Annotated in this window: 18 protein-coding genes and 1 pseudogene; 2 read left to right on the top strand and 17 right to left on the bottom strand. The window is 33.1% G+C overall.

Going from position 1 to position 20973, the window contains the following annotated elements; translation table 11 throughout:
* Position 1 precedes the first annotated feature (1 nt).
* The 5 genes and pseudogenes from JCM14822_RS13275 to JCM14822_RS13295 all read right to left on the bottom strand — a co-directional run bounded on the left by JCM14822_RS13275 (position 2) and on the right by JCM14822_RS13295 (position 9656).
* Positions 2–1457: pseudogene (locus JCM14822_RS13275) on the bottom strand (IS1182 family transposase).
* Between the two features lie 324 nt (positions 1458–1781).
* The gene (addA, locus tag JCM14822_RS13280; RefSeq protein ID WP_054742861.1) at positions 1782–5615 is read right to left on the bottom strand and encodes a helicase-exonuclease AddAB subunit AddA; all 3834 of its coding nucleotides are present in this window, start codon (positions 5613–5615) and stop codon (positions 1782–1784) included.
* Positions 5616–6518 (bottom strand): PD-(D/E)XK nuclease family protein, encoded by a 903-nt coding sequence (locus tag JCM14822_RS22655; RefSeq protein ID WP_054742862.1) that lies wholly within the window; start codon positions 6516–6518, stop codon positions 5616–5618.
* Positions 6515–9025, bottom strand: coding sequence for a PD-(D/E)XK nuclease family protein (locus tag JCM14822_RS22660; protein ID WP_054742863.1), 2511 nt, complete (start codon positions 9023–9025; stop codon positions 6515–6517). The genes JCM14822_RS22655 and JCM14822_RS22660 overlap by 4 nt, the downstream gene beginning before the upstream one ends.
* Before the next feature lie 247 nt (positions 9026–9272).
* Positions 9273–9656, bottom strand: coding sequence for a hypothetical protein (locus JCM14822_RS13295; protein ID WP_054742864.1), 384 nt, complete (start codon positions 9654–9656; stop codon positions 9273–9275).
* Positions 9657–9892: 236 nt separating this feature from the next.
* Here JCM14822_RS13295 and JCM14822_RS22665 point away from each other — a divergent pair, with 236 nt between their 5' ends.
* Both JCM14822_RS22665 and JCM14822_RS22670 read left to right on the top strand, forming a co-directional pair.
* A complete protein-coding gene (locus JCM14822_RS22665; RefSeq protein WP_172674825.1) occupies positions 9893–10249 on the top strand; it encodes a DegV family protein in 357 nt (118 codons plus the stop codon).
* Between the two features lie 17 nt (positions 10250–10266).
* Positions 10267–10731: a DegV family protein gene (locus JCM14822_RS22670; protein WP_278287223.1), complete on the top strand. Its 465-nt coding sequence runs from the start codon at positions 10267–10269 to the stop codon at positions 10729–10731.
* A 106-nt stretch (positions 10732–10837) separates the two neighbouring features.
* On the opposite strand, the gene JCM14822_RS13305 is transcribed toward JCM14822_RS22670, so the two are convergent.
* The 12 genes from JCM14822_RS13305 to uvrC all read right to left on the bottom strand — a co-directional run bounded on the left by JCM14822_RS13305 (position 10838) and on the right by uvrC (position 20789).
* A complete protein-coding gene (locus JCM14822_RS13305) occupies positions 10838–11158 on the bottom strand; it encodes a hypothetical protein (RefSeq protein WP_054742865.1) in 321 nt (106 codons plus the stop codon).
* A 60-nt stretch (positions 11159–11218) separates the two neighbouring features.
* Positions 11219–11845 carry an ABC-2 transporter permease gene (locus JCM14822_RS13310; protein ID WP_054742866.1) on the bottom strand — a complete coding sequence of 209 codons (627 nt, stop codon included), beginning with the start codon at positions 11843–11845 and terminating at the stop codon, positions 11219–11221.
* 1 nt (position 11846) lies between these two features.
* The gene (locus JCM14822_RS13315; protein WP_278287224.1) at positions 11847–12560 is read right to left on the bottom strand and encodes an ATP-binding cassette domain-containing protein; all 714 of its coding nucleotides are present in this window, start codon (positions 12558–12560) and stop codon (positions 11847–11849) included.
* Positions 12532–12708 (bottom strand): ATP-binding cassette domain-containing protein, encoded by a 177-nt coding sequence (locus JCM14822_RS22675; protein ID WP_278287225.1) that lies wholly within the window; start codon positions 12706–12708, stop codon positions 12532–12534. Before JCM14822_RS22675 ends, JCM14822_RS13315 begins: the two co-directional genes overlap by 29 nt.
* A gap of 2 nt (positions 12709–12710) precedes the next feature.
* On the bottom strand, positions 12711–13085 hold the full coding sequence (locus tag JCM14822_RS13320; RefSeq protein WP_054742867.1) for a GntR family transcriptional regulator: 375 nt from the start codon (positions 13083–13085) through the stop codon (positions 12711–12713).
* 199 nt (positions 13086–13284) lie between these two features.
* Complete coding sequence (locus tag JCM14822_RS13325; RefSeq protein WP_207643267.1) at positions 13285–13806, bottom strand: FMN-binding protein; 522 nt, start codon at positions 13804–13806, stop codon at positions 13285–13287.
* Between the two features lie 270 nt (positions 13807–14076).
* A complete protein-coding gene (locus JCM14822_RS13330) occupies positions 14077–15033 on the bottom strand; it encodes a C40 family peptidase (RefSeq protein WP_054742868.1) in 957 nt (318 codons plus the stop codon).
* A 215-nt stretch (positions 15034–15248) separates the two neighbouring features.
* Positions 15249–16226, bottom strand: coding sequence for a TIM barrel protein (locus JCM14822_RS13335; RefSeq protein WP_054742869.1), 978 nt, complete (start codon positions 16224–16226; stop codon positions 15249–15251).
* 13 nt (positions 16227–16239) lie between these two features.
* The gene (locus JCM14822_RS13340) at positions 16240–16773 is read right to left on the bottom strand and encodes a YcxB family protein (protein WP_054742870.1); all 534 of its coding nucleotides are present in this window, start codon (positions 16771–16773) and stop codon (positions 16240–16242) included.
* A gap of 168 nt (positions 16774–16941) precedes the next feature.
* A complete protein-coding gene (locus tag JCM14822_RS13345) occupies positions 16942–17895 on the bottom strand; it encodes an ROK family protein (RefSeq protein WP_054742871.1) in 954 nt (317 codons plus the stop codon).
* Positions 17896–17929: 34 nt separating this feature from the next.
* Positions 17930–18874, bottom strand: a complete 945-nt coding sequence (gene hprK / locus JCM14822_RS13350) for an HPr(Ser) kinase/phosphatase (protein WP_054742872.1) — start codon at positions 18872–18874, stop codon at positions 17930–17932.
* Between the two features lie 76 nt (positions 18875–18950).
* On the bottom strand, positions 18951–20789 hold the full coding sequence (gene uvrC / locus JCM14822_RS13355) for an excinuclease ABC subunit UvrC (protein ID WP_054742873.1): 1839 nt from the start codon (positions 20787–20789) through the stop codon (positions 18951–18953).
* Positions 20790–20973 lie beyond the last annotated feature (184 nt).

Below are 20973 nucleotides of genomic sequence, written 5' to 3' on the forward strand. Positions count from 1 at the left end.
TTCAGATTGTTGACAAAAAGGTTCCAGAATGCATTGCATTCCAGAACCTTTTTGAGTTTATACATATAATCCATGAAAATTTACTATTATTTCTTTGATTAGGGCTACGTAGTAGCCCCTTTCGATGCTTCCATATCGCTAACTTTTTCAAATTCATGCATGCAAACAAGAGGTTTAGCTCCATCTTGACTTTTTCTAAACCTCTATATTGCGTATATCTCATACCATGCAATTCTTTTGCATCTGCAAAAACTCTTTCGATTGTCTGACTCCTTAGATTATAGATTTCTTTGGTACCTAATGTATGACGGATATCTTCAACTTTTTCTATGTAATCCTCCCATACATGTCTCATAACAACTTTTACGTGTTCCTTACTATGGGTACATTGTTTTAAAAATGGACAGTCTTTGCAGTCGTGTTTATTACTTTTATATTCTCTATAGCTCTCTCTATTCGTTGTACTATATTTTAAAATTTTATTATTAGGACATATCATGCAATCGTTGTATTCATCGTAAACATAGTCATATTTTTTAAAGAACCCCTCTTTAGTCATAGGTCTTTTGTATGGCATGATTGGAGTCTTTTCACTTTCAATAATTAAGCGTGCAAGTGCTGGTGTTTTATATCCTGAATCAACAACCACATTTTTGATATTTGGATATTCTTCTATAAGTTTGTTATAAAGATGAGGGAAACTCACTGAATCATGTGTATTACCTGGAGCTACTTCAAAGCCTAATATATAATTATTTTTATCACAGGCAGTATTAGAAGTATAAGCAAACACCTTCTTGTGTTCACCTTTATGAAATACGCCACATTCTGGATCAGTCGTACTCACTTTAATAGTCTTAGTTTCAATGGTTTCTCTCTCTTTTAATAACTTTTTTCCATGTAGTTCTCTATCTCTTGCAATTTCAGCTTGAAGTTCTTCTTCATAAAACTTTACAGATTGCTCAACAACTTGATTTTGTGATTTGCGATTGTTAGCATTGGCTTTGATATGTGTACCATCTATAAAAATACTTTCCATATCAATGAATCCACAGTTAATGATTTCGGCAACAATGGTTTTAAAGATATCTTCAAAAAGATCAGTTTCTTCAAATCTTCTAGCATAATTCTTACCAAAAGTTGAAAAATGGGGTATAGACTCAGTCATCCCATAACCTAAGTACCATCTATAAGCAATATTTACTTCTATTTCTTTAATAGTTTGACGCATAGATTTAATGCCGAATATGTATTGAATCATAACAATTTTTATAAAGTACAACTGAATCGATACTTTCACGACCACCTGGTTTATATAAATCTTTCACTTTGTCATAGATAAAGCTTAAGTCAATAGCTACATCAATTTTTCTTATAAGATGATCTTGAGGTACAAGGTCATCTATACTTAACATTTGTATTTGGGATCTTTCATCATTATTTCTTCTGCCCATCATTGTATATCACCTCTACTTCTAGTCTAACAGTAAAAATGGTATTATATTTCTAGTTAAGATAACAAACTCCATATATATTTATATACATGTACGGCTTTTCAATAGTTTGTCCTATGAGTTCATTCCACCTTAACAAAGCAGTATGGATAGAGCAAATATCCTCACCAATGCCATGTCACAAGCTATCCGAAATCCTTCTTTACTTGAACAACTCATTGAAGATAATTATGGCACAAAAATAGGACCTAATAATTCTTAATAGCACAAAAACCTGCTAATGAAATTAAAACTTCATTAGCAGGTTTTTTATATTTTTATTAATATCTAACAGTTAATCCACTGATTAATATTATATAAATAGATTACTTTTTCTTTTACAGGGATACCTGTAATTTGATATAAGGCTTCTTCATATAAATCAAGTTGTTTTGTATAACGTGCCTTGATTTGTTTGATACTTTCTTCCGGATTGTGAGGATCTACATAATCTGTTTTGTAATCAATAATCACAAGACCATCTTCTTCTATAAAGAAGGTATCTACAATCCCTTGAATTAATAAATCCTCATTATCTGGATAGTTTTCTGCTACTTCATTAGCATGAGCTAAATAAATAAATTGTTTTTCCTTCCAAACATATTTTGCCTTTTGCATACGTCCTACCATTTCAGAATTAGCCATTTGTTCAAGGCGTTTGATAGAAACCACATCTAACACTTCTTCTTGCAGCTGCTTTTCACCTATGAGTCTAATAAGCTCTTCTCGAATCGCTTCATACGTATTATATTTCAAGAAATCTAAGTGTTCAAAAATACTGTGAATCAGTGTTCCACGTTTAGCCCCTGCTATTTTTTCTTCAGTTTTGATAAAGCTTGGTACAGGCATTTCATCCGCTACTTTAAGAGGCTGAATCATCATTTCTTCTACATGGCCTGCTTCATTTATAAGACTCTTTTGTGCTTCACGTTTAATCTCTGAAACTGACAACTTAGTTGGTAAATGAATGGCTGCTTCATGAGGATATACAAAACTTAAACGTCTATTAATCTCTTCTTTATAGTTACCATATACAACCTGTGCATCCCAATTTTCCAATAAAGTACGTTCATCTTCTTGAAGCAGCTCAGAACTTTTATTTTCCATGCCTAAACTATTTTTATCCCATACAGTTAATTGCCATTTTGAATCCCCTCTAAAGGCAATGTTATTGCTATCTCCAATATAATTACGAATCGTATCAATATTACTATGGGCATATAAACTCATCCCAATCCAGTTCAAATAAGTCCCTGCCTTTCTTACACCTAATGGTAAAATAGATTGACTTTCTCTATTTGCAAACATACTCCATTTTTTAACGGCCTTTTCCATATCCGAAACCGTCCCTGTAATAAAGAGCTTTTCTTTAGGCCTTGTAAGGGCTACATATAAAACACGCATTTCTTCTGATATATTTTCTGAGATAATTTGATTCTTAATCGCCAGTTTAGGAATGGTTGGATATTTCACATAGTGTTCTGTATCCATATAATCCGGTGCCATACCAAGTTCATTGTGTAATAATACACTATTTTTAATATCGCTATGATTAAAACGTTTATTTGTATCACATAAAAATACAATACTAAACTCTAATCCTTTACTTTTATGAATACTCATAATGCGCACTAAGTTTTCACTTTCTCCTACTAACTTAGCTTCTTGAAGACCATCTGTTGTTTGTTGTAATTTAATCACATATTGTAAGAAAGCAAAGAGTTTCCCATTATTCATATTTTCATATTGGGCTGCATATTTTTTAAGCAAACTTAAATTAGCCTTTTTCTTTGCACCTGTTGGCAGCATAGATACATAGCGGTAATATCCTGTATCCACATAAAGTCTTGCAATAAGTTCTTCTACAGTAAACTCAGCACTAGCTGCTCGATAATACTCCAACTGTTTCCTAAAGGCTTTTACACTTTCCTTAGCCCCTTCTTGCTCTAAATAAACTTCTAAAGCTTCAAAGAAAGAACCACCTTCTTGAGCCTTACGAATATATACAAGATCATCTAATTGTAGCCCCACAATTGGTGAACGTAATACTGTTAAAAGCGGAATATCTTGAAGTGGATTATCAATAATTTGTAAGTAACTAATAATAGTTTGAACTTCTATAGCATCAAAGAAATTATCACTGACATCTGCATAAGCTCCAATTCCTTTATTAATTAAAGCTGTTTCAAAAATACCTGCCTTATCCTTAGTCGCACGCAATAAAATCACAATATCTCTTGGCTCTACCTTACGATATGCCCCTAAATCTTTATCATAAATATAGGTTGGATTCCCTTCTCCTTTTAAAAGCTTATCAATTAGGCTGGCTGTCATTAAAGCTTCATATTCTACTTTTTTAAGATCTTCAAGTCTATTTTCCTCATTTTCAGAGTTTGTTTCTGCTTCCTTCGTTTCTAATATATGCACTTCAATGCTCTCTGATAAACTGTGTTCTGGTAAGCTTTCTGGCTCTCCATCATTATAGAGATTTCCTTCTTTTAGTTTAGCAAATTCATCATACTCTAATTCGCCAACTTCCTTACTCATTACTTGTTCAAAGATATCGTTTGCACCTTGTAAGATATTATTACGACTTCTAAAATTTTGAGATAAGTCAATACATATATCTTTTATAGGACTTGTTTCATTTTCATTATGCATGCCTTCTATAACAGCCTCATTCACCGTTTCTGATGCCACATCTTGTTTATCATAATTCTCATATTTCTCTGCAAAAATAAGTGGATTGGCTAAACGGAAACGATAAATACTTTGTTTCATATCCCCTACCATAAATCTTGTGGTATGGGCCTCTTTATTGGCTAAAGCAACTGCTCCTAAAATAGTTTCTTGTACTGTATTACTATCTTGATATTCATCAATATACACTTCTTTATAAAAAGCACCTAGTTCCTTGGCTACATCAGTGTAACTTACACCTATATATTCTCCTGATTCGTCAAACTCAGGCACAACTAAAAGCTTCATACATAAATGTTCAAGGTCACTATAGTCCACAATGCCTGCTTTTTGCTTGGCTTCGCTATAACGTTTTTCAAACTCTTCAATAAGATGCACTAAGTTTTCCATAAGCTGTCCAACTTTAGGCAGCTGTGCAATGAGCTTGGGATCTTGAATAAAAGCTAAGTCACTTTGAATATCTTTCAAAATATCTTTGGCTAAATCACGATAATCCTTTACTTTTTCTTTAAGGACTTCATCACATTCCTGCTTTTTACGTGACAATGCTGCAAATCTGATACTTTTTACGGCATTAATTAGTATATTCACATCTGTGTTTTCATCAATATCCGCAAGAGGCGCGATATCAGCTTCTAAAGTAGGTCCATATAGAGTAGGTCCATTAGTAGCCTGACATAAGGCAAGTATATCTCCATAAATAATTTTAAGATCTTTTACTTGATCATAAATGGACTTTTTAATAGCATCTGCCCAAGGCATTTGAGCAACATCTGTATAATTTACTTTTAAACTCTCTACTTGTTTTTTGAGCCACACTTCTGGAAAAGGTGTACTTTTTGAGAATGTATACACTTCTAAAATTAGTTCAATAAGGGGCGCCATACCTTCTACATTGCCATAAACCTCTGCAAGGGCTAAAAACTCTGGTTCTTCCTCTTCAAAACGTTCTTCTAAAAGCTCTTCTAAGATTTCCTTTTTCATAGTCTCAAGCTCAGCTTGATTGCCTACTTTAATGTTAGGATCAATATCCAATCGATTAAAATAGGCTTTAATGGTTTTTAAACAAAAAGAGTGAATTGTAGAAATAGACGCTTTATGCACCAGGACCATTTGACGTTCTAAATAATTCATTTGTTTAATCACCTTAGGGTCTTCCATATTTTCTTCAGCCTGCAATCTTTGCATCTGTTCCCCTAGCTTTGCTGTAATACGTTCCTTCATTTCTCCTGCTGCTGCACTGGTGAAGGTTACAATGAGAAAACGGTCAATTTCAATAGGTGTCTCCATTTCACTCCCAATAATACGTTTCATCACACGTTCTGTTAAAACCGCTGTTTTCCCTGAACCTGCTGCCGCTGAAACTAAAATATTTGCACCACGCTTATCAATTGCGGCTTGTTGTGCTGGTGTCCATGCCATCTATTTTCCCTCCTTTTCTCTTTCAATACGTTGCCATACTTCTTCTTTACTTAAGTTCTCTAATTTATCAAAATAGTTATCTGGCTGACTTTCATTAAACTGACAAATTGTGCTATAATTACAATACTGACAAGGATTCTTCTCACCAAGTTTAAACGGTTTGGCACTTACTTTGCCTTCTAAAATTTGTGTACCTAAATCTTTTACAGCATCAATAATATGATTTTCTAAAAGCTCAAATTGATCAGTTGTGGCAATCGATGAGCCTTTTTTAATACTACCATCTTTATTAAGGCTTACAGGAATTATAGAACCTGTATTTTCTTTGTCTAACGCCTTAATAACGTCTAATTGCTCAAGTACTAAGCCTGATAATTTAAATTGTTTCATTTGGCCTTTTTCGATTTCTTCTTCTTCCATTCCTACCTTATAAGTTACATACGGGTTATTAATATGGAAGTAGAATACACCACCTGGCTCATATGCATGATTTAGTTTAAGATAAGCATCTAAATATAATAGAAGTTGTAATTGTAAACCATAATATACTTCTAATAAATTAAAGTTCTTATTTCCTGTTTTATAATCCAAAATCTTAACATAGCTTGTTTCAGAATCTTTATAATAAACGTCTACACGGTCAATCTGTCCTGTAATAAAGATTTTACGTTCTGCATCAATATCCACTTGAATTGGTGGGAAACCTTTCCCATCACCAAAGTTAATTTCATAACCTACTGGCTGGAATTCACCATTCTTAAGATGGGTTGTTAAAGCCTTAATGGCACGTCCTGCCATCTTTTCTACCTTAGCCGCTGTAAACTTAAATCGGCCTGAATCTCTTTGCATACGTTTAAGCTGCTGCATAGCTGTTTCAGTCGCTTTTCTAACTGCTGTCTTCATTTCTTGTGGCTGAGCCGAGGTCCATGTGTTCCTATAAGGGCAAGTTCTTTAGGATATTGTTCGAGTGTTGCATGGAAAAGTGTTCCTACTTCTGCACTGTTCCACTCAAAGACTTTACGTTCTTCAGCTTTAATACCATATTTCATAAAGTAACAACATGCACAGTTTCTAAAGCTTTCAAGACGTGAAATACTTGTTTTTAAGACAGGTTCACTATATAAAAGCTTTGTTGTTTCTGGATTTAAATAATGCTGTTGATTACTATAGAATAAATAATCGCCTAAACCATTTAAACGCTCTTCCCATTGCGGTGAAGTCTTATACCAGCTGACAATATCTTTCCAGTCTTCTTCCTTTTCACGGCCTTCAATATATTCTCTTAGCCTGCTGCCAATATAGCCAAAGGTTGGTAGTGGGCGATATACCTCATCTAATACGGTTTTCACCTTAGTCTCTGCTTTTTGTCTAAACATCTTACTTAAGCGGTAGTACACAAGGGATGGTCTTAATGGTTTACCATTTTCATCGCTTAAAGCCACGCTTAAATAAAGCTTCTGTGTGGCACGGGTGAGTGTAGTATAAATCATAAAAGATACCCCATAAAGTGGCTGATTAATAATTAAATCGCCTAATCTTCCTTTTGCCTCGCTACCTGTTTCGCAAAGCTGTCCTAAAGCCACCTTATCCATATCTGAAAAAATAGGTGTAGCCTCATCTGTTTTTGGTATTAATCCTTCATTAGTTCCTAAAACAAATAAAGCTTTAAGGCGTGGCAACCTTGTACGTTCAATTTCACCAATCAAAATCTCATCACTTGCTGGAGGAATAATTCCCATCTTAAGATAAGAAAAGCTTGTCTCCAAAATACGTTTATAAGTTGGCACATCCAAACGCTCTTCTCCTAAAAGATCTACAAGACGCTCAAAAACTTCTATAATTTGTCCCCAAATCTGCGTATTTTCAAGCTCTAATAAACGATTACCTTCTGTCTTATTTTTAGCAATAATATTTTGAAGGGTTTCATAAGCCCCTATTTCTTGTAAGAAATAAAATACCCCACGAGTTAATTCAACAACTTGAACGCCACCTTCTACTTTATTGTCTTTAATGCGTTTTTCAAGAGCCATAATGGGTCTAAGTACCGTTTCTCTTATGCTATTCATATGATTTAAAGTTTCTTCATCTTCTAAATCAGAAGTCCATACGGCTTGCCACTTTTTCTTGCCTTTAATCCCATAAGCTAAAATATAATTTTCAAGCACATCAATATCTTGTCTTGAAATCGGCAACATATAAGTTCTTAAAAGTGACATCATACTTTTATAACTATAATTACCAGAGACAATCTCTAAGGCACTTTCAATGCATGCCACTAAACTATTCGTATGAATGTTACGCTTAATATCTAAGAAATATGGAATCTCATATTCTTTAAAACTGCTTTGAATAATAGATTTATATTCTGCTACATCCCCTACAATAATGGCAATGTCATGATAACGATAGCCCTCATCACGCACTAAACTAACAATCTTCTTGGCGGTTTCCTCAACTTCTTCCATACGGCAGCTATAGCTTTTAAGGCAAATAGCTTCGCTTTCTTCTTGATAAGCCTTTTGATAAGGTTTCAAGTAATTTTCCTCTAAGTGTATAAGCTCTGGCACTAAGTTTTCTGCTGGATTAGGTTTTAAAAACGCTGTAGTAGTTTTAATCTTTTCTCCTTCACAAATGCCTAAAAGCTTTTGGTACATTTGAATACTTTCATAAAATGGATGACTAGTTCTAACCTTTTCAGTCATCCCATAAACACGATCCATTGGCAGCGTAATACTAACCTTCTGAGCTGTTTTCATCAACTCCTTAATAATGGTCAGCTGCGTCATTGTAAAACCATAAAAGCCATCAATCCAAATGCTCGCTTCACTTAACACTTTACTTTTATGAATCACTTGCGCTAATAAGCTCATATTCTTTTCAATGGTTAAAAATTGACTACTAATATATTCTTCAAAGTAACTATAAATTTTTTGTAAGTCTTCTAATTTACTTTTAAACAAGGTAGTAATCACTTCACTACCTACCATTTCTTCTAATTCTTCTTGACTTAAGCCTGCTTGCTCAAACATGGTAATTAAACGATTAACCGATTCTATAAAACCAGTATTATTGACATTTTTTCTGTAGAAGACTAATTCCTTTTTATGTTCTTCAATAATCTTCTTTAAAATAATCATACGCTCTAAGTCTTCAATAACAGGTAAATCAATTTTACCTACTTCTTGGAATACATTACGGGCTAATGTATTGAAACTTAGTACTTCTGCACGTAATAACCCTGGATATAGTTTCTTGGCTAATTCTTTTTGTGTTTGTAAGTTAAACTGTTCTGGTACAAGTACAATTAAATTGCCATAACCTTCCTCGCAAAGTGCCTTAGACACAGCTTCATAGCAATAGCTTGTTTTTCCAGCTCCAGATCTTCCTAAAATAAATTCAACGTGTTGCATGCTTCACCGTCCTCTCTGTATCATTACTTTTATTTTAACATATTTAACATATTTTTGCTCATTTCACATGCTTTCCATCCCTTATTACTTATACGCAACCTGCATCTTATTCAATATTTTGATATTTTAAACATGTTTTTATTCTATTATAGCAAATTTTCAGAATCTAAATGCATAACAATACAAAAAGGCTACGAAATAACTTATTATTATTTCGTAGCCTTTTTATATGTTTAAAGATTGTTTTTTAAAATAGTAATTGCACATAATGTTTTTTTAGCTTCTTAACTTCTTTAATATCAATATAAGGTGCTACACTTTCAATCCCATCTAATAAAATAAGGGCTTCATCTATATGACGGATACTAGATTTTATATCTCCTGTAATTTGCAAATTTAAAGCAGCTAGGTGTTCTAAAAACTTTACTTTCTCTACTACATAATCTTCATAAATACCATAAGCCTCTTTATCATATTCAAATATTTTACATTCATTAATATCCTTTAATATTTGATAGGCCTCTTCCCACTTTGCCTTATCTTCCAATTGCTTCGCCGTATATAAATAGCTATACACATCTTGTATTGATTGCATAGTTGTACTAGCTTCATTCATATTCTGACCCAACATATAAGGTCCTCTCCTTATAATATAATTACTAACATCCTATGTCATTTTCCCTTAAACTGTGACTTTTTTCTTTTATAAAAATAACAAAAAAGGACAAACTATGCTTAAATACTTTAATTATCAAAATTAATATTGACTTTTTTCTTTCTAAAAGGTATATTTTATAATATATACAATGTACTATGTAGTTTTAAAAACCACTTACTGAAACAAATATAAACACAATGGAGGTTCTTATGACTTGGAGAATCGTTGCAGATAGTTCATGTGATTTACCAGAATCACTTTTTAAATCAGAAGTCGCTAAGTTTTCAAATATTCCTTTAACATTTATGATTGATGGTAAAGAATATGTAGATAATGAAGCATTAGATGTAGATGGCATGTTAGATGCTATGCATCATTCTAAAGAAACATCTTCTAGTGCCTGTCCTTCACCTGAAGCTTTTGCCTCAGCTTATATAGAAGCCGATAATGTAATTGTTTTTACAATCTCTCATAACTTAAGTGGCTGCTACAATAGCGCCCTCATTGCAAAAGATATGGTACAAGAACAACATCCAGAAAAAATATTCACGTTATTGATACATTAGCTACAGCAGGTTCTATGGTGCTTTGCATTAAAAAAGCAAAAGAACTTATCGAAAGCGGTAAAAACTTTGCTGAAGTGACTGCGCTTATGGACGAATACGTTAAAAATATTTACTTATTATTTACTTTAAGCACATATGAAAATCTTGTTAAAGCTGGTCGTCTTTCTAAATTCTCAGGCTACATTGCAACACATTTAGGTATTCGTACACTTGCAGCAGCTAGTCCAGAAGGTACAATCGACATTTTACAAAAAATTCGTGGTGAAAAGAAAGTTTACAAAGCAATCGTTACAAAAATGCAAGAACAAGTAAACTTAGCTGAGCGCCGTGTTTACATTCACCACTGTCACAATTTAGATGGTGCAACAAAAATCAAAGAACTTTTATTAGAAGCAGTACCTGCTTGTGAAGTAAATATTTTACCAACAAGAGGTTTAACTTCTTACTATGCTGAAGAAGGTGGGTTAATTATTTCTTTCTAAGATCTAATCATCACTTACTTATAAAAAGTCTAGGTTACATTTTTAACCTAGACTTTTTTATATGCCATGATTCTCTTTATAAAATACTTTATATTTCATTTTCTTTTTAACCACAAATATAATGGGCCACAACACGGGTTTCATAAGAATCCCCTTCACTACCAATGATTACAAATTCAAATTCTCTATTTATATTTGTTAGCCCCCCATTATAGCCTCGTCCTGAAGCAATGGATTCTGTACTTGTAGCATAAGTTCGCCCATTCTGTAAAAGAATCACTGCAATGGCAATATTTCGATTAGGCTCTACCCCACGTATTGTCACTCGGACACGCAAAAGCCCATCCTCATTCACTAAACTTGTTTCTATATTTTCATTACGTATTGTATTATTGGAACGTACGACCATACGATTTACTTCACTCATCTTCCGCGTCTCCATTTATCCCTCTATATACAATATATGATAGAGCCATGCGATATTCTACTATTTAAAATCTTTGTTTTTAAAAATCCATAAACTAATCTCATAAGAAAGTAAAAAGCTCAGACAGGCAATGCCTATGAAAACTCCCACATTTCCTACTCTGCCTATTGCGGCAACACGTCTTAAAGCATTCTGCACAATATCTACTGAAGCTACCCCTACTACAAACCCATAAAAAATAATGACAGCATATCTTGACTTATGTGTACCAAAATAAGCTACACAAGGTATAATGATACTCACATAAATCAAACCAATCCCAAACATCACTAAGAGCATCATTGCTGTTGGTAAAATCTTAGTACCTTTTATACTGTTTTGCAGAAGTAACCCTAATGCACTACAAGGCATACTTATAATCAAGAAAATAAGTGCTTCTAAATATTGGACCTTACATACTTCTTTACGCTTTACAGGTAAAGAAGCTGTTAAAAGATAGCCTTTACTTCTCTCTTCATAAGCTTTCATACTATAAAATAACATATAAGCACCAAAAGCTGGCATAGTTACTGAAGTTCCCACACTCACCATTGCTAAGCATAGACATATTAAAATCCAACTGATTAACACACTTCTTAAAGAACACGTTAAATGAATAAAATCCTTTTTAATTAATTGACCAATCATCTTAAACCCTTCTTTCCCCTGCTAAAAATAACATAACCTCTTCAATATTAGGCCTACAATAAGTTGCTTCTTCCCCAAATAATTCTCTTGCCAGCTGATGGCTTCTTACAAGGGCTTCGCCGCCTAAACTTGTTTGCTTAATCCCTAACATTTCTCTTTGAATTTCCTTATCCTCAAAAAGTTTTTTAGGTCCTTTTACGATGCAGTATTCACTAAGCAATTTATCTTTTTCAGCTTGTAATCTAATTTTTCCATTTTGTATATATACAAGGTAATCACATGTTTTCTCTAAATCAGAAGTAATATGTGTGGAATAAAATATACTCACTTTTTCATCCTGCATATGGGTCATAAGCACCTCTAACATTTCATTTCTAACAATAGGATCAAGTCCTGCTGTGGGCTCATCTAATATAATGAGCTCTGGTTTGTGAGATAAAGCCATAATTAAATCAAATTGTTTCTTTTGTCCTGTGGAAAGGGCTTCATATTTTTTATCTAGATTGACTTTAAAGTGTTTCACATATTTCTTAAAAAGTGTTTCATCCCAAGTTTCATAAAAAGGTGCAATCATCTTTTTAATATGTTTTAACTGACTTTCTTCTGGATACCCTGTTGGTTCCCCTACATAGCCAATTTTAGCTTTAATTTTCTCGGCATCTGTGGTTGTGCTTAAGCCATCTATCTTAATCTCTCCCGTATCTAAGCGAAGCATCTAATATTAATTTAATCGTTGTTGTCTTACCAGCCCCATTTTCACCAATAAAACCTGTAATATAACCCTTATGAATTTTAAGATCTTTAATATCTAACTGAAAATCACCTAACTGCTTTTTCACATTTTTAAATGCAACTGCTACCATATTTATACCTCCTCATAAATTAATACAACACGTTCTTTAATTTCTTCTAAACTCATATTAATGCTTTTCGCTGCAATAATGGCACTTTCTAATTGTTCCTCTACTTGACGCATCTGCATCTCTTTTAAACGTTCCTTATTTGCCAAAGATACATAAGTGCCTTTACCTGGTGAAATTTGTACAAAACCTTCTTTTTCTAATTCCTCGTAAGCACGCTTCACTGTAATAATGCTTACCTTAAGCTCTTTCGCCATGGCTCTAATAGATGGTAAAACTTCACCTTGCACTAACTCCCCCTTTAAAATTCCTGTCTTAATTTGCTGCATCATTTGTTCATATAAAGGAACTGCACTATCATTTTCAATAATAATATCCATAGCTTTTCTCCTTTTAATAGGACTGCTTCGCTGTCTAACTGTTATAACTGTATATATCCTATATACACAGTTATATTCTCTTTAGTCAAAATTGTCAATACATTTCTTTTTATACAACACATTTCCAACATTTAATTAATCCATATAACAAAAAAGGTTTAGAACTTATTAAGCTCTAAACCTTTAAAATCTTTTATTTCTACTTTGTATTCATCTTACAGCCTTTTTTTACAGCTTCCTCTACAGATTTACGAATGACCTTACTGGAATTAGTAGCACCAGTAATAGCATCTACATCAATCTTTTGCTCAGCAAGCATTATTTCTGTAATGACTTCTGCCTTTTTACCTCGCTCAGTTTTATGCTCTACAAGCTCAATATCTGTAAACTTCCCATCTTTTACAGTAACCACTACCTCCGCAGAAATATACCCTACATCATATTCCCCTCTATAAATGCCATTTTGCACTTTTCTTAAATCAATTTCTGAAAAAGTAATTTCCCCCACTCGCTTTTGATACATCTTTAAACTTAAAACCGTTACCCCAATATGAGCTACTACAAATACTACAATAATCAGCGCTACTACCAATAACAAGACCCCTGCCCCTGTAGCATAAATGGTTACATAACGTATTTCCAATAACTTTAAGGACAAAGCCATATGCACACAAGCTACTAATAAAAATATGTATGCAAAATAATCATGATAACGTACCAAAAATTTCCCTACTCTTGTCTTTCCCTTTATTTTTCGTCCTAATGCAAGCACAAAAAAAGTGTTGTTATAATCCCCAATACAATAACCACATAATCTCCCCTCTCTTTATGAGATGCTTGTCTTTATTTTATCACTTTTATTAGTAAAATTTTGTAAATCTTAGGGGCAGTTGTTAGCTTTTTTATAATATTTATATTGCTTCTTATAAAAAAAGAGATGCATTAAACTCTGTTTAATACATCTCTTTTTAGTAAGTATTGCTTATTTTCTCTAAATTACACGCTTAATTCCGATTACTGGTTTATTTCCACCAAAGGCACTACTAATACAAATACCTGTTCTTTCATCATTCGCATGGATAATTTGTCCACCACCAATGTAAATCGCTACGTGAGAAACACTTCCGTCATAACCATAGAAAATTAAATCTCCTGGTTGTTCGTTGCCACGTGATACGCTATAACCGTTGTTTGCATATTGCTCACCTGAGCTTCTTTTTAAGTAAATGTCAAAGTGTTTCATAACTTGTGATGTAAATCCTGAACAGTCTACACCATTTGTTAAGCTGTTACCACCATATACATATGGATTTCCTAAGAATTGTTTGGCATAGCTTACAATTGCTTCACCTGATGTGCCTACTGATACGCTGCTTGAAGTTGTTGTTGCACTTGAAACTGGTTTTGTATTTCCTGCATTGGCAGCTTCTACTTGCACTTGTGTTAATTTGACACGTTCTACTTTTGAAAGTGCTTTAGTTGGTAAGTATTTTAAGAATTCTGCTGAAATATAATCTTTATGTACAAATCCTTCAAAACCTTCTTGATTAATTTTATACCAGTCACCTACTGCATATTGTACTGATATTTCATCGCCTGATGATAATTTCCCAATTACTTTTCCTGTTGAAGTCGAAGGATAGTCACGTACATTCAATGTTCCCGCCTCTACTGTCGCCACTGCGCGATGTACTGAAATATATTCTGATTTTACATAAGCTCTTTCACCATCTTCTAAAATGATTTTAAACCAATCACCTTGTTGTGAAATAATTTCTACTACATCTCCTAAGCGTGCTTGTTCTACAACTCTTGCTGTTGTTTTCGCACCATCTCTTACATTGAGTACTGCTGTTCCCACTGTTCCGTATGCTTGTCCATATGCTAAACATGGCATTAATGCAGTTGCTGCAATGACCATGCCCATAAATGCTTTTTTCAGTTGCATCTATAAGTCCTCCTTTTATTTTTAAAACCTTATGTATATACCCCTATATTAATATCTATTTGTTAAGTAATTATTACAAATTTATTATATAAAAAACAACGTATTTTGTCAAGTTTATGGTAATTCCTTACCAATTATATGTAACTTTTTTTCTTATTTTTTGTTATTTTGCATTATAAAAAGGAGCTATTGTCTCATACAATAACTCCTTTTTATTATAATCCTAATGCTTTATTTTGTTTGTTAATAAAGTAAGCTAATTCATATCTTGACTCTGGTGCTGTTTCATATACACAGTACTGAGGTTTTATCAAATCTACAATTTGCTTAGCTGCTTCATGATCAAATGGCTTATGATTATCTAACATATTAATATGTGTTTTTAAAATATTACGCTTACGCATCGGATCTTTTTCACGTTGGTACTTTTCTAAAAGATACCTATGGTCACGTGACATATAAAACTTTGGTAATGCTTTATTTAAGTGCATCCCCTTAATCCATTTGGCTGTATCACCTAAATCACCTATTACCTTTTTAATATATTTATAAACATCTTCTTCTCTACCAATTTTACCATTTGTTAAAGTAAGATGCGAAACATCTACAAGATATCCCTTATTTTTATAATGCACTCTTTCAATAAAATCCTTTGTTAAGCCTTTATCTAAATAAGTTAAACCTGGCCACCATAAGTTTTCGAATAACAACATTGGACCCTCTTCATCTGCACCAAATACTGCATTGACAAGCTCTAATGTAGCTTTCATTACTTCTTGATCACTATATTCAAATTGCCAAGTAAAAGAATCTTCAGGCAGAATATGACACACATGAAAGACCATATATTCTGCCCCTAATACCTTTGCTCTTTCATATTGTCTTTTATAATTTTCGATAAGCACCTCTGGTTTTAAACCACCATAATACTTTTTAATTTCTTCTTCATTATTAAAAAGTTTTTGTAGCTTATCAGTCTTTTGATACCAAAAGTCTAACCACATTGGGTAAAAAGATAGATGTACACCTGTAATAATATCCTTTGGAATTTGTGTTAAATCATAATCCATTGTAAGGCCTAATTCAATTCCATCAATATTTTGTTTTTCTACAAACTCTTCTATGCTTTTCCAATCGTGTTGAAACCATTCTAATTGTCTCTTAACAGTAGAGAGATGAAATAATCGTTTCATATAAGCCTACTTTCTATTTTGCTTTTAATTCATATGTGCCTACTTCTTTTGCTTCTTTAATCATTTCACGTAAAGCGCCTATTTCTTCACTTGTTAAGTTATGCTTTGGAATGATTTGTGCACTAATGACTGTCATATAAAGTCTAAAATCATTTTTTGTTTCTACTACTTTAATAAAAGCATCCCAACTTACAGTATCTTGATCTTCACCTATATCTAAAGTAACACTTTTATTTGTGAAAATATAAGTTACACCATATGCAAATTGTTTCATCTGCATTTGTGTCAGTGTTACTTGCCATACACGCCATGGAATAAGTACAAAAATTAAAATAGGTACAAGCAATACAAAAATATGTTGTGAAAGATAAACATCCCATCCTTCACTTGCAGTAGACATTTGATAAATAAAGTATACTATCACCAAACTACCAACAATCATTAAAATTTTATTTAAGATATTTTTTAAAGCTACAGACATATTATATCTTAATATATCTTTTACTTTAAATTGCACATCAACAGTTAGCTCTTTATTTGCGCTCATTGATTGCCAACCCTCCAGTCTATTCTTTGTTATTTTTTGTATAAAATACTTTTCTTTTGTATTATAGCATAGGGCCTTAGTAAGCAAAAGATTGAACTTTTACAGCAAAAAAGCCAGCTAAGTTTTTTACATCTTTCCCTAACTGGCTTTTTACTTTACTTTAAATGCTTATTTAATTGTTGTTCCTAAAAGAGCTGCCCCAATAATCCCTGCTGGATTTCCTAATTCTGCTGCTCTAATTTTAGTTTTAAGTGATAAACCACCATACATTTCAGCTTGTACAAATTCTTTAATAGGTTTTACTAAGTAATCGCCTTGTGCACTCATACCCCCACCTAATACAATCATACTAGGTTCTAAAATATTAATTAAGTTTGTAAGGCCCATTGCTACATATTGGAAATATTTTTTTAATACTTCAGCTGCAATGTGATCTCCAGCTTGTGCTGCATCAAATACATTTTTAGCTGTAATATTTTCAATTTTTCCACCAGCAAATGAAACAATTTTACTATTAATATGTTCTTTAGTGACTTCTTGAGCTTGACGAATAAGTGCTGTTGCAGAAGCATATTGTTCCCAGCAACCTTTTCTACCGCATCCACAAGTAATACCATCTTTTACAATAACTTGATGTCCAACTTCACCTGCACCACAGAATGCACCACGATAGATTTTACCATCATTGATAATTCCACCGCCTACACCTGTTCCAAGTGTTACAACAACTACATTTTTTTCACCTTTTGCAGCACCTGCAATAGCTTCTCCAAGTGCTGCACAGTTTGCATCGTTTTCTACATAAACATCACAGCTTAAATATTTTTGAATTTCAGCACGTACATTTACATGGTCGAAGTTTAAATTGCTTGATGAAAGGATAATACCATCTTCTGGTGAAGCGATACCAGGGCTACCAATTCCAATAGAATCAATGTCAGCTTCTGTAAGATTTGCTTCTGTTAAAACGTCTTTACAAAGCATCGCCATATCTTTTAAAACTTCTTTTGATGATTTTCCTCTTCCTGTAGGAATTGTTTTCGTTGCTACAATTTCATATGCTTCATTTACTAAACCTGCTTTAATTGACATACCACCTAAATCAACACCTAAATAATACATTTAAAATCCCCTCCATGTATCAACTATTAATTTCTTACATTTCTAAGTTATTCTTTTGTAAATTATTCATTACTCGATTATTAAGAGCTTCGGCTGCATTATAGCCCATTTTCTTTTGTCTAAAATTAATTGCTGCTGTTTCACAAATAATTGCCACGTTTCTACCTGGTCTAATTGGAATCGCATTAGTAACAACTTTAATGCCCATAATATCAGTATATTCATTAGTTAGACCTAATCGATCATACTGCTTTGTTTGATCCCAACCTTCAAGACGAATAATAAGATCAATGTTTTTAGTTTCTTTAACAGCCCCTACCCCGAAAATTTGTTTGATATCTACAATCCCGATACCACGTACTTCTATAAAGTGTCTAATCACTTCTGGTGCTGTTCCTAAAAGTGTTTTTGCAGAAACTTTTTTGATTTCTACTGCATCATCTGCTACAAGCCTATGACCACGTTTTACAAGTTCTAGGGCTGTTTCACTTTTACCAATCCCACTTTCACCTGTAATTAATACACCTTCACCGAAAATATCAACAAGTACACCATGCATTGATAAACGTGGTGCAAGTTCTACATGAAGCCAACGATTTGCCTCTGCTATAAAACTTGAAGTTGGTAAGTCTGTTTTAAAGATTGGAATGCCATTTTGTTCTGCACATTGTAATAAGTATGGAAATGGATTAATTTCCTCACGACAAATAACAATACAAGGAATATCCGCAAAGTCCATTAACTTTTTAATCTTGCGATTTCGTTCTTCCTCATCATCAATCTTTTCAAGATAAGTGTGTTCTACTTTACCAATAACTTGAAGTCTTGTTTGGTCAAAGTAGTCAAAGAATCCTGCAAGTTGTAATGCTGGTCTATTTACGTCACATTGTGTTATTTTTCTGTCTTTATAGTCTATATTTGGTGTTAATATATCTAATTTAAAGTGTTCTCTTAGCTGTGCTACGGTTACAAAATACATTTTTTTCCTCCTTGTCCTTTTATCAGACAAAATTATTATAGCATCTATTTCCTATATTTAGTATAAGTCATATTTACTAATTCTGATGAAAATAATTATATATATTATATGCTACAGATTCAGGAATGCCTTCAATTTTACTAATTTCATCGACACTTGCTTGTCGTAATTGCTCAATTCCTTTGAAGTGAAGAATAAGTTTTTTCTTCCTTTCCTTACCCACTCCTGGAATTTCATCTAAAAGAGATTGTACCTGTGCCTTGCTACGAAGCTTTTTATGGTATTCAATGGAGAATCTGTGCACTTCGTCTTGGACACGTGTAATCAGTTTAAATCCTTCACCATGGATTGGTAGTACAATTTCTTCTCCTTTATAAAGAAGTGCTTTTGTACGATGATAATCATCTTTTACCATACCACATACTTCAACATTTAAGTTGTATTTGGAAAGTACTTTTTCGGCAATATGCACTTGCCCCTTTCCACCATCCATTAAAAGTAAATCTGGTAGCTTTGTAAAACTATTTTCAGACTGTTCTGTTTGATAACGTTCAAAGCGTCTTGTTAAAACTTCTTCCATACTCCCGTAGTCATTAGGTCCTATAATACTTTTAATCTTGAATTTACGATAATCACTTTTCTTAGGTTTCCCATCTTCAAAAACGACCATGCCACCTACAGATTGTATACCTTGAGTATTGGAAATATCATAAGCTTCCATACGATACGGTATTTCACTAAGCCCTAATGCTTCTTGAATTTCTTTAAGAGCACCTTGAGTACGTTGATGTTCTTTCTTAATTTGATCTCCAAATTGACCTAAAGTAACTTCTGCATTTTTGCTTGCAAGCTGCATAAGACCTTGCTTATTTCCTTTTTGAGGTGTAATAAGCTGTACCTTAGTCCCTCTTTTAGCTGTTAAATAACTTTCTAATACTTCAAGTTCTGCTGGAACGCGTTCAATCATAATTTCTTTAGGCACAAAAGTTGCATCTGCATAAAACTGCACCACAAAATCTCTAAAGATATTTTCGATAGTTTCATCTTCTGTACCCTGTAAAAAGAAATGTTCACGTCCTACTAATTTACCTTGTCTGACAAAATAAACCTGAATTAAAGTATCTTCTGGACTTTTTGCAAAAGCAATGACATCTTGATCTGCCATACTGCTTGCTACAGCATTTTGCTTTTGTTCTACTTTTTGAATGGCTGCCATTTGATCGCGGTACATAGCTGCTTTTTCAAACTCTAAGTTTTCTGAAGCCTCTTCCATTTTAGCTTTAAGATTTTTAATAACTTCTGTATATTTACCCATTAAAAAGCTCTGCACTTCTTCTACAATCTTATCGTAATCTGCTTTTTTAATGCCACTACTCACACATGGGGCATCACATTTTCCAATATGATAGTTAAGGCATGCTCTTTCTTTATCAATATCTTTTGGTAAGTTGCGGGTACAAGTCCTAAGTTTCCAAGTTTGTTTCACAACATCTGCAATTTCCCACATCGCTTTAGCATCTGTATAAGGTCCAAAATATTTGGCTCCATCTTTTTTCATCTGCCTTACAATCATCATACGTGGGAAAGGTTCTTGCACAGTTAACTTAATATACGGATATTGCTTATCATCCTTTAGACGAATATTGTACTTAGGATTATATTTTTTGATAAGATTACATTCTAATACTAAAGCTTCCACTTCAGAACGTGTAATAATATATTCAAAGCTTACAATATGCTGTACCATCTTAATTACTTTGATTGAATGGTTTTTGGAGGCTCTAAAATATTGACGTACACGATTTTTTAAATTAATTGCTTTTCCTACATATATAATGTGCCCACTTACATCTTTCATTAAATAAACCCCTGGTTGTTCAGGGAGCCTTTTTAATTCTTCTTCAATATTAAACATCACTTGCCTCCTTTCATTATATTATTCACTGTATTCTCCCATATTATTATATCATAGGTATAAGTATTACCATATTATTTCATTTTGTTTAAAATAACATTTTTATACTATCATTTATTAGGGTTTTAAGTTATAGTATATACGAGGTTTGCAATAACCTTAATATTTTATCTCAAGGGGGACT

It is taken from the genome of Cellulosilyticum ruminicola JCM 14822 (genome assembly GCF_001311925.1).
Lineage (GTDB): Bacteria > Bacillota > Clostridia > Lachnospirales > Cellulosilyticaceae > Cellulosilyticum > Cellulosilyticum ruminicola.